This is a genomic window from Thermovibrio sp. (assembly GCA_015488335.1).
GTDB lineage: Bacteria > Aquificota > Aquificia > Desulfurobacteriales > Desulfurobacteriaceae > Balnearium.
On the sequence record WFNZ01000036.1, the window covers coordinates 1 to 10,074 of the forward strand.

The following is a 10,074-nucleotide window of genomic DNA, read 5'->3' on the forward strand; positions in this document are numbered from 1 at the left end:
GAACCCGCGACCCTCAGCTTGGGAAGCTGATGCTCTACCACCTGAGCTACGCCCGCTCTTTTACACTATATAAATATTAGTCAACCTGAACAGCTTCATCAACTCTTTTCTTGCCCGTTCTGATAAAGGGAGAGGCGGTTCTTCTCTTGTTGTAGTAGAGGAGTTCCATCCCTAAGGAAACAGCGAATATAACGGCAGTTGTTAAAAAAGTAATCTTACTGTTTTTGAACTGGTAGATGGCTATCTGAGCAGCTACGAAGGTTATTACGATTAAGTTAAAGAAGATAAGTCCCTTCCTTCCACCTACCTTCTCCCAGAGCTTCAGGTGAGAGAGTATGACCCCTATGTAAAGGGCAGTTGTTATTATGCTTATCATTGATGCAACAGCAGTTACGTTGAAAAAAAGAGTGAAGAGAAGCCCTAAACCGCAGGTCAGGTAGAGTCCAAAGTGTTCCCCCATCCACTCCTTCTCAACCAAGCTCCTTGGAGATGGAATGTAACCGTCCCTCATGAGGGCGTAAGAGGCGTTCGCTCCAGTATATATAGTTGCATTGAGGGCAGAAGAGATGCTGATCAGAGCTCCAATTGAAACTAAGAGAAACCCCAGTTTTCCCAATACAGGTTCTGCAGCTACAGCAAGAGCGTTCTCTGCATATTTGGCGATTTCTTGAGCAGGGAGAGCTCCTAAAGCAGCAACGGAAACTCCGACGTAAACTGCCATAACGATGAAAATGCTGAGGTATATTGCCCTCGGAACGTTCTTACAGGGTTCCTCTATATTCTCACTGATGTTGGTTATCAATCCAAATCCCATGTAAGATAGGAAGAAGATAACGGAAGCATTCAGAATTCCCTTTAGGTAGTGTTGATTCAACTGCGGTTTTAAGTACTCTATGTGGATAACTGAGAGCCCTGCCACTATAAAGATTAACAGAATTAAAAGCTTTGTCAAAACTATCCAGAACTCAAGCTTTCCAACAGCTTGAGACCCACCAAAGAAGCTGATTGCACCGAAGAAGGCGATTACCAGAACTTCCACAGCAGTGTGGAAAACTGGGTAGTCAAGGTGGATAAGTGGCAGGAAGTAACCTGCAAAACTAATGGCAAAAAGGGCAACGGAGATGACGTAGCTGAACCACATAAGGATGGATAGGGCTCCCACCACCGGAGAGTTTCCAAAAGCCCTCTGAATAAAAGCAATGGGACCTGCATTTGAAATAAACTTTCTCCCCATATGAGCGTAAGAGTAAGCAACCATAAGAGCGTAGGTGCCACTGAGTAGAAAAGATAAGGGCAGGCCGTTCCCTGCAATTCTGACTCCATAGCCGAATATGGAGAAGATACTGGCTCCTATCATAGTTCCTACTGCCATTGCCACTGCCTGAATGAGGCTCAGTTTCTTCTCTTTTTTCATATTCCGTTCCTCAGTGTTTTAATAGAATTTTATTAAAATCAATAGAGAGGTTTTGTAGTGAGACTTCTCCTTTTAACTTTTGTTACCTTTATCCTTTTTACTTTCCCGGGATTTTCTAAAGAAAAGCCTGTGGAAGCGTGGATATCCTATAAGCAGGTAGACGGTAAGGTTGTTGAAGTTGTTAAGGTAAAAACGGATACCGGTAAGGTTTACGAATTTTACCCGGGCTTATCTCCTTCTGAAATCCCAAAGCCTGAGAACAAACTTCCAGAAAGGGTTTCGAGAATCCTTTTTTTAATCTCTTTAGGTTTTTTAACCGGGCTTTTAACAGGAATAGCAGTTTTGTGGGTGAAAATGAGGAAGCTAAAGGAAAGGTGAAGAGGAAAGCCCTTACCGGGCCTTCCTCAGAAGAGTCTCTTTTCTCTTCATTTCAGCCTCAAGGGAGCTCCTCGTCTCTATCTCCTCTTCGCTGAGGGTAGAGAGTCTCTCCTTGAGCTGTGAAATCTCTCTCTCTATAGCCTCAACGTTAATTTCCCCGGGCTCGTAGATTTCCTGAGCCCCCACCCTAACAACGTCTGGCTCTATCTGGACGAAACCGTTGTAAACGAGCTTCCTTATCTCATTTCCGTTAACGTCTTTGCAGGTAACAAAACCTGCCCCGATTGAGTAAAACTCTGGCTGGTGGCCGGGCAGAACTCCGATATCACCGTCGTCAGTCTCAACGTAAACTTCCCGGGCATTGGCTTCAAAGTGTTTCCCCGTTGCAGATGCTAACTGAAACTTCATCTCTGTTGGCAGTCCCTTCTTGGCAGCCATCTATCTTCTCCCCTATTTGCTCTGGGCTTCCTTCATGAGCTTTTCGCCCTTCTCAATTGCCTCGTCAATTGTTCCAACCATGTAGAAGGCCTGCTCAGGCAGGTGGTCAAGCTCACCGTTGATTATCATCTCAAATCCACGGATGGTCTCCTCAACGGGAACGTACCTTCCAGGCATTCCTGTGAAGACCTCTGCAACGTGGAAGGGCTGTGTGAGGAAGAGCTGGATTCTCCTTGCCCTATGAACAACCAACTTATCTTCTTCTGAGAGCTCTTCCATACCTAAGATTGCAATGATTTCAAGAAGTTCCTTATACCTCTGGAGGTATCTCTGAACTTCCCTTGCGACCCTGTAGTGTTTTTCGCCTACGATGTGTGGGTCAAGCATACGAGATGTTGACTCAAGAGGGTCAACTGCCGGGTAGATACCCTGCTCTGCGAGTGCCCTTGAAAGAACCGTTGTTGCGTCAAGGTGGGCAAAGAGTGTAAACGGAGCCGGGTCTGTAAAGTCGTCGGCAGGAACGTAGATAGCCTGAACAGAGGTAATTGAACCCTTGTTTGTTGAAGTAATACGTTCCTGAATCGCACCTACCTCTGTTGCCAGTGTCGGCTGGTAACCAACCTCAGAAGGAATCCTACCTAAGAGAGCTGAAACCTCAGAACCGGCCTGGATGAAACGGAACATGTTGTCAACGAAGAACATCATGTCACGGCCTTCAACGTCACGGAAGTACTCGGCCATTGTAACGCCGGTCATTGCAACACGCCACCTGTTACCCGGTGGCTCGTTCATCTGACCGTAAACAAGAACTGTGTTCTCAAGAACGCCAGATTCTTGCATCTCTAACCACAGGTCTGTTCCTTCCCTCGTTCTTTCTCCAACTCCGGCGAAAACGGAAAAACCTCCATGTTTCATTGCAACGTTGTGGATGAGTTCCATCAGGAGAACCGTCTTACCAACTCCGGCACCACCGAAAAGACCTGTCTTTCCACCTTTAGCGTAAGGCTCAAGAAGGTCAATAACCTTAATTCCTGTTTCAAATATCTCAGCAACCGTTTTCTGCTCTGTTAAAGGTGGAGCGGGTCTATGAATAGGCCAGTACTCTTCAGCCTCAACGGGACCTTTGTTGTCAATTGGTTTTCCAACAACGTTGAAGATCCTTCCCCTGGTTGCATGACCAACAGGAACCTTCAGGTAGTCTCCCGTATCTATAACTTCCATTCCCCTTTTAAGACCTTCTGTTGCACCAAAGGCAACGCACCTTACCCTATTCTCGCCGAGGTGCTGGTGAACTTCAAGCATAAGATCACCGGTTTCAACTTTTCCGTCCCAGGTGATCTGCTTAACGTTCGGAACCCTTAAGGCGTGGTAGATCTCAGGGAGCTTCCCGTCGGGGAACTCAACGTCTATGACCGGTCCAACGATCTGAACTATCTTCCCTTTATGCTCTGCCATACCTATCCTCCCTATTTCATTGCTTCAATAGCTGTTGTAATCTCTATGAGCTCCTTCGTAATTGCGGCCTGTCTTGCCTTGTTGAAGGAGATCGTGAGCTTTCTTATCATGTCCTCTGCGTTCTTTGTAGCGTTGTCCATTGCAGTCATACGGGCAGCGTGTTCGCTGGTTTCAGACTCTTTTAAAGCCCTTAAGACAACGGCAGAAGTGTAGGCCTTAACGGCCTCTTCAATAACTTTTTCGTCTGGGCCTACGGTGTACTCGGAAACAGGTGTTTCTTCTGACATTTCAACGGTTAAAGGCATTATTCTTTCAAAGGTAACTTCCTGTCTTAAGGCGTTGTAGAACTTGTTGTAAACGAGGTAAACTTCGTCAAAGTATTCAGACATGTATCCTAAGAAAAGGTCTGCCGATATTTCTTTAGCAAGAGGAAGTCCGATTCTTCTAAATATGTCGGTAAAGGTTTTGCGGACGTTGAGGTCTGAATACTTTGTGAAAAACTGGCTTGCCTTGTTTCCAACAGTTGTCAAGCTTATCTCAACTCCCTGAGACTGTTTCTCTTTAGCAAACCTGTTTACCCGTCTTATTATGTTGGAATTGAAGGCACCACAGAGACCTTTGTCTGATGAGATAACAACCAGCTCTATTCTCTTTACAGGTCTTACTCTGAATATGGAATGGATTGCGGGGTTTCCCCTCATGTAGAGGCCTTTTGCAATTCCCTTCATTACGTCGGCATAAGGCCTTACGTTGAAAAGGTCTTCCTGAGCCTTACGGAGTTTAGCAGCGGAAACCGCCTTCATGGCGGCGGTTATCCGCTTTGTTCCCTTAAGGCTCTTTATCTTGGCTTTAATTTCCCTCATTCCAGGCATTTTCTACCTCACTATTAGGCTGTAAAGGTCGCCTTGAACTCCTTAATCGCTTCGTGGAGTTTCTGAGTCAGTTCGTCGTCAAGCTGCTTCTTCTCAAGTATCTCCTTGAGGATTTCAGGATGTTTTGCGTCCATAAAGGCGTAGAGCTCCCACTCAAACTTGTTTACAGCCTCAACAGGAATGTCGTCAAGGTATCCGTTGATTGCTGCAAAGAAGGCAACGATCTGCTTTTCAACAGGAATTGGCTTGTGGGGAGGCTGTTTGAGGAGCTCCATCATACGCCTTCCCCTCTCAAGCTGAGCCCTTGTAGCAGGGTCAAGGTCTGATGCAAACTGGGCAAAAGCCTCAAGCTCACGGTAACGGGCAAGCTCAAGCCTGAGTTTTCCTGCAACCTGTTTCATAGCTTTGATCTGGGCTGCACCACCAACCCTTGAAACGGAGAGACCTACGTTGATAGCCGGCCTCTGACCTTTGTAGAAGAGGTCAGTCTCAAGGAAGATTTGACCGTCAGTAATTGAGATAACGTTTGTAGGAATGTATGCCGAAATATCTCCAGCCTTTGTTTCAACAATAGGGAGGGCTGTAAGTGAACCTGCTCCAAGCTCATCGTTGAGTTTAGCAGCCCTCTCAAGAAGCCTTGAATGGAGGTAGAAAACGTCTCCAGGGTAAGCTTCCCTGCCAGGCGGACGCCTTAAGAGGAGGGACATCTCACGGTATGCGACAGCCTGCTTTGAGAGGTCGTCGTAGATAATAAGGGCAGCCCTTCCTGTGTCCCTGAAGTACTCAGCAACTGTACATGCAGCGTAAGGAGCTAAGTACTGAAGTGCTGCAGGTTCGGAAGCTGTAGCGGAAATAACGATAGTGTATTCCATAGCTCCCATCTCTTTCAGGAGCTGGATAGTCTGGGCGACGGTTGATCTCTTCTGACCTACGGCACAGTAGACGCAGATAACGCCTTCCCTCTTCTGGTTAAGAATTGTATCTATAGCAATTGTTGTTTTACCTGTCTGCCTGTCTCCGATAATGAGCTCCCTCTGTCCCCTTCCAATCGGAATGAGGGCGTCAATAGCTTTAATTCCTGTTTGGAGTGGCTCGTGGACGGGCTTCCTGGTAACGATACCGGGAGCAATACGCTCAACAGCCCTTCTCTCTACGTATTCAATTTCTCCTTTACCGTCTATTGGGTTTCCGAGAGGGTCAAGGACTCTTCCGATAAGGCCGTCTCCAACGGGCATGTCAAGGATCCTACCTGTCCTCTTAGCCTTTCCGCCTTCAACGATTCCTCTACCCTCACCAAGGAGAACGACACCTACGTTGTCCTCTTCAAGGTTGAAGGCAACACCTTCTGTCCCGTCTTCAAACTCAACCACTTCACCGTACTCAACGTTTTCAAGGCCGTAAACCCTTGCTACTCCGTCTCCGACCTTGATGACAATTCCGGTTTCATCAAGGTTTACAGAGGCCTCAAACTCTTCAATCTGTTTTCTTATCAGTTCTGATATCTCTTCTGCTCTGATCTGCATCCCTGCACCTCGCTATCGGTTTTTTATGTTAATCGGCTATAGCTTTCTTAAGGTTCTCAAGCTGGGTCTTTATAGAAGCGTCTAAAACTTTGTCCGCCACTCTTACTATAAAGCCACCGATTATGGAGGGATCAAGTTTTACCGTGATTTCAGCTTTTTTCCCGAAAAGCTCCTCAATTTTGGCCTTTATCCTGTTTAAAACTTCCTCGTCAAGCTCTGTGGCGCTTGTTATCTCAGCCTTTACAACCCCTAACCTTGCGTCTGCGAACTTCTCAAACTCTTCAGCAAATTCTTTCAGAATTCCCAGCCTGTTCCTCTCTGCCATCAGTTTGAGTACTTTCTGGAGCTCCGGCGAAACTTCAACCTTTTCAAGGACGGAGTTGAGGAGCTCCACCTTTTTTTCGGTGGGAATTATGGGACTTTTAAAGAACTTTATGGCCTTTTCGTCAAAGAGGGAAAGGAGGGTTTTAATCTCTTTAAGGACTTTCTCAAGTTTTTCGTCGGGAAGGACCTCCGACAGGGCTTTAGCGTACCTTCTGGCGATTCTAACTTCCAGTCTCAACTTGATCCCTCCTAAAGCTTTTCAAGGCTGGATTCAATAAGCTTTTTGTTGACTTCCGGTGTTATTGAACCTTTAAGTTTTGCTTCTGCTATCTCAACAGCCTTCTGGGCGGCAAATTTCTTCAGCTCCTCTTTTGCCTTGTAAACCTCTTTCTCTATCTCCTCATCTGCCATCTTAACTATTCTTGAGGCTGTCTCTTTGGCCTCGGCTATTATCTGTTCCTTCTCCCTCTCTGCAACTTCTTTTGAGTAGCTGAGTATTCTTTCAGCCTCAGCCTTTACTTCTTCAGATTTCCTCTCTGCCTCTTTAAGGAGCTTTAGGGCCTCTTCCTTCTCTTTCTTTGCCTTTTCAAACTTACTCACTACAGACTCAATACCGTCGGACAAGAATCTGGAAACCGGTTTCTTAAGGAGCCAGTAAAGAATTGCAAAGAGAATTATTATGTTTACAGTTTTCCAGAATAAGAGATGTCCACCGTGTTCCATCTTTCCCCCTTAGGCAACCTTTCCAAGAATTTTCCTGATGATCTCTTCGGCCAGCTTTTCGGCCTCAGCTTCAAGCTTAGCTTTCTCAGATTCAAAGGCCTGCCATATCTCTTCTTTTGCCTTTTCAACTTTTATAGAGGCCTCTTCCTGAGCCTGAGAGATGATTCTCTCTTTCTCTTCTCTTGCCTCTTTTACAGCAGCATCAATAATTTTCTTAGCCTCTTCTTTAGCCTTTGAAAGTGTCTCCTCTACCTCTTTTAAAAGCTGTTCTGCTTTAACTTTCAGGGCTTCAGCTTCACTGTATATACCGTTAAGCTCTTTTTCTCTTTCCTCCATAAGCCTTAGCAGTGGCTGGAACAGGAACTTGTTGATGAGTACCATGAAGATGAGAAAGTTTACTGCTTGAACTATGAGAGTCCAGTCTATAGCTACAATGCTTCCTTCCATCACCCGGCTCCTTCTTTTGTGATTTCTCCTCCTCCCAAAAGCAGGTCGTTGCTGTAAAAGGCGCAGACCTGCCCCGGAGCAGGTGCGTCAACTTTCGCCGCTAATTTTACACGATATATGCCATTTTTTAAATACTCTACAGAGCAAACGTTTACAGGCTTTGCTCTGTAGCGAACTTGAACCTGAAGCGGAATTTTACCCCATTCCTCCGGTTCAACGTGCCAGTTGACTTTCCAGACAAAAATTTCATCCTTTAAAACACTTTCCTTAGATCCAACTATAACTGCATTCTCTTCAGGTTTTATCTCAACAACGTACAGAGGATGTTTGTATGGAATTCCAAGGCCTCTTCTCTGTCCAACTGTGTACCTGTAAAAGCCTTTGTGTTTTCCTAAAACGGTTCCATCCTCCAATTTGAAAACTCCCGGTTTTTCTCCTATGAAGGGTTTTAGAAACTCCACGTAGTCTTTTTCAATAAAGCAGATATCCTGACTCTCTCCCGTATAGGGAAATCCCAACTTTTCTGCTTGCTTTACAACCTCTTTCTTTGTGAATTTCCCCAGAGGTAAAAGAAGGCTGTCAAATATTTCCCTCTTAACTAATGAGAGGAAGTAAGACTGTTCTTTTCCTTTTTCTATACCTCTATATATAAGATTTCTACTGAACTCTTTTGAGAAGCGAACCTGTGCGTAGTGGCCTGTAGCTATGAAATCGGCAGATATCTTTTTCTTTATTTTGTATAAGTATTTGAGTTTAATTTCTCTGTTGCAGACAGCGCAGGGGTTGGGTGTGAGTCCCTTACTGTAATAAGAGATGAAGTAGTCAATAACTTCTCTTTTGAACTCTTCTGTCAGGTCAATTATTGTGACTTTTAAGTTGAGGAGCTCCCCCGCCCTTTTTACCTTTTCCGTGTCTGCCTTCTTTAAGAGCTTGAGGTAAATAGGAATTACTTCGTAGCCCTGCTCTTTCAGTAAATATGCGGTGAAGAAGCTGTCAACTCCCCCGCTGAAGCCTATCAGGACTTTAATACTCATTAAAAATTCCTCAGCTTGGTCTGGATAGAATTATAGTCGTATGATTTAATTTATCAACATATTGGAATAGAGGAAAATGCTACATTACTTTAGATTAAGCGTCATTTTTTGAGTGCTGTAGTTTCTTCTTTTTTGTGGACAATTTTGTCTATTCTTACAGCTTTTGTCCTCTTTGAAATTCAATTAAAACTTGGTGTGGGAAAATTACAGGGAAAAGATATTTCTTTTTTTCTAATGAGTTCCCAGGGTAAAATCGCTTTACTATCAATTTTTTATTCTTTAACTTTTGAATTAATCATATTAGCTGTTGTTTTACTGACACTAAGATTCCTTAAAGTATTTAACAGAAACTGGCTCTCCTATTTAGATATCTTTTCTTTGGTCATATTTTTGATTTCTGATCTTACGTTCTTGATTTGTTATATCTTAGGGATAAGATTTTCAGTGAACATTATTGGCTGGATCCTTATTTTCATATGGTTATTTAAATTTACTCAAGACTTTCAGAAATTTAGACTAATATACGATTATGAAAGATTGGTTGGAGGGGAGAGGATATGAATCTAATTGTAAGTCTGTTCATTTTCGTGGTGGAAGTGTTAGTGGTGACATTAATCCTGATTATTTTCCTGAAACGTCAGCTTAAAACAATGGGACATCTAAAAAGAAACTACGAGCTTTACCGATTGGATATATCTCCTTTTGAGGAACTTGCCTCTTTTAGAGGATTTGTTTCGTCTTTAAAACTATATGAAACCTTGATAAATGACTTTGATAGCTCTATAGACGATAAAGAAATTCTGGAAAAAGATTTTAGGAAAGTAATTTATGAGTATCCTAAAAAATATGTTGTGACTGACTTTTAACCTGACCTGATTTAACTGATTCAACCTGCATGAAGAATAAAAATAGGAGGGGAAATGGTAAAGAGTATTTATTCTAATTTTTGTTATGGAGATAATAAAAAAAGGCTATTTGTTCAAAATTTATTCAAAAGCTTTTTTACCTTGATAAGCTATACTTTGAACACTATGCTTTTGCTTATAATACATTAATTTCAAACTTTTTAAAGAAGCCGGTTAAACCACTTATTGAGCTTGAAGCAGCATTTTCACATTTTATGCATTTTATCAGATATATCAATCAAGGGAATATGGAAGATGCAGAGAAAAATTTGGATAGATTTGGAGCGCATATAGAGAGAATGCTTCTTGATTTGTATAAAATATGTTTTATTAACTATTTAAGTTTTGCGAAAAATATATTAGATAAAGAACCTTTTAACAAAAATTTTTTGAATTTCCAGGTAAAAACTTCAGAAGCGTTTTATGAGGCAAGGATCTACGAGATAGAGAATATCGGTATAGATAAAGAGAAAACTCTAAGTAAATATAAAGAAAAATTGGAAGAGGTAAATAGAGAGTTCCAGAAACTTAAAAATTTACTTGGTAGTGACAAAGATTAGA

Annotated in this window: 12 protein-coding genes; 3 read left to right on the forward strand and 9 right to left on the reverse strand. The window is 43.1% G+C overall.

The genetic code is table 11. The annotated features are described in order from the left end of the window. Positions 1 to 76 precede the first annotated feature (76 nt). Entirely contained in the window at positions 77 to 1,414 is a 1,338-nt protein-coding gene (locus F8H35_RS04450; protein ID WP_472572347.1) for an APC family permease, read from the reverse strand. Positions 1,415 to 1,471: 57 nt separating this feature from the next. Between F8H35_RS04450 and F8H35_RS04455 the strand changes: the two genes are divergently transcribed. After that, positions 1,472 to 1,792 carry a hypothetical protein gene (locus tag F8H35_RS04455; protein ID WP_472572348.1) on the forward strand — a complete coding sequence of 107 codons (321 nt, stop codon included), beginning with the start codon at positions 1,472 to 1,474 and terminating at the stop codon, positions 1,790 to 1,792. 12 nt (positions 1,793 to 1,804) lie between these two features. Here F8H35_RS04455 and F8H35_RS04460 read toward each other — a convergent pair whose 3' ends face one another. Genes F8H35_RS04460 through mnmA form a run of 8 tightly spaced genes read right to left on the reverse strand, consistent with a single transcriptional unit; the run spans position 1,805 to position 8,608 of the window. Beyond that, the gene (locus F8H35_RS04460; RefSeq protein ID WP_472572349.1) at positions 1,805 to 2,230 is read right to left on the reverse strand and encodes a F0F1 ATP synthase subunit delta/epsilon; all 426 of its coding nucleotides are present in this window, start codon (positions 2,228 to 2,230) and stop codon (positions 1,805 to 1,807) included. 12 nt (positions 2,231 to 2,242) lie between these two features. Next, positions 2,243 to 3,685 carry a F0F1 ATP synthase subunit beta gene (gene atpD / locus F8H35_RS04465; RefSeq protein ID WP_472572350.1) on the reverse strand — a complete coding sequence of 481 codons (1,443 nt, stop codon included), beginning with the start codon at positions 3,683 to 3,685 and terminating at the stop codon, positions 2,243 to 2,245. A gap of 11 nt (positions 3,686 to 3,696) precedes the next feature. Continuing rightward, positions 3,697 to 4,557 (reverse strand): ATP synthase F1 subunit gamma, encoded by an 861-nt coding sequence (gene atpG / locus F8H35_RS04470; RefSeq protein WP_472572351.1) that lies wholly within the window; start codon positions 4,555 to 4,557, stop codon positions 3,697 to 3,699. 14 nt (positions 4,558 to 4,571) lie between these two features. Beyond that, a complete protein-coding gene (gene atpA, locus F8H35_RS04475) occupies positions 4,572 to 6,080 on the reverse strand; it encodes a F0F1 ATP synthase subunit alpha (RefSeq protein ID WP_472572352.1) in 1,509 nt (502 codons plus the stop codon). A 28-nt stretch (positions 6,081 to 6,108) separates the two neighbouring features. Continuing rightward, positions 6,109 to 6,642: an ATP synthase F1 subunit delta gene (atpH, locus tag F8H35_RS04480; protein WP_472572353.1), complete on the reverse strand. Its 534-nt coding sequence runs from the start codon at positions 6,640 to 6,642 to the stop codon at positions 6,109 to 6,111. Positions 6,643 to 6,653: 11 nt separating this feature from the next. Next, positions 6,654 to 7,127 carry a F0F1 ATP synthase subunit B family protein gene (locus F8H35_RS04485; RefSeq protein ID WP_472572354.1) on the reverse strand — a complete coding sequence of 158 codons (474 nt, stop codon included), beginning with the start codon at positions 7,125 to 7,127 and terminating at the stop codon, positions 6,654 to 6,656. A 9-nt stretch (positions 7,128 to 7,136) separates the two neighbouring features. Further along, positions 7,137 to 7,574 (reverse strand): ATP synthase F0 subunit B, encoded by a 438-nt coding sequence (locus F8H35_RS04490; RefSeq protein ID WP_472572355.1) that lies wholly within the window; start codon positions 7,572 to 7,574, stop codon positions 7,137 to 7,139. Further along, the gene (gene mnmA / locus F8H35_RS04495; protein ID WP_472572356.1) at positions 7,574 to 8,608 is read right to left on the reverse strand and encodes a tRNA 2-thiouridine(34) synthase MnmA; all 1,035 of its coding nucleotides are present in this window, start codon (positions 8,606 to 8,608) and stop codon (positions 7,574 to 7,576) included. Before mnmA ends, F8H35_RS04490 begins: the two co-directional genes overlap by 1 nt. 650 nt (positions 8,609 to 9,258) lie before the next feature. On the opposite strand from mnmA, the gene F8H35_RS04500 reads away from it, so the two are divergent. Continuing rightward, on the forward strand, positions 9,259 to 9,474 hold the full coding sequence (locus F8H35_RS04500) for a hypothetical protein (protein WP_472572357.1): 216 nt from the start codon (positions 9,259 to 9,261) through the stop codon (positions 9,472 to 9,474). A gap of 287 nt (positions 9,475 to 9,761) precedes the next feature. Further along, positions 9,762 to 10,073: a hypothetical protein gene (locus tag F8H35_RS04505; RefSeq protein WP_472572358.1), complete on the forward strand. Its 312-nt coding sequence runs from the start codon at positions 9,762 to 9,764 to the stop codon at positions 10,071 to 10,073. Position 10,074: the final 1 nt, after the last annotated feature.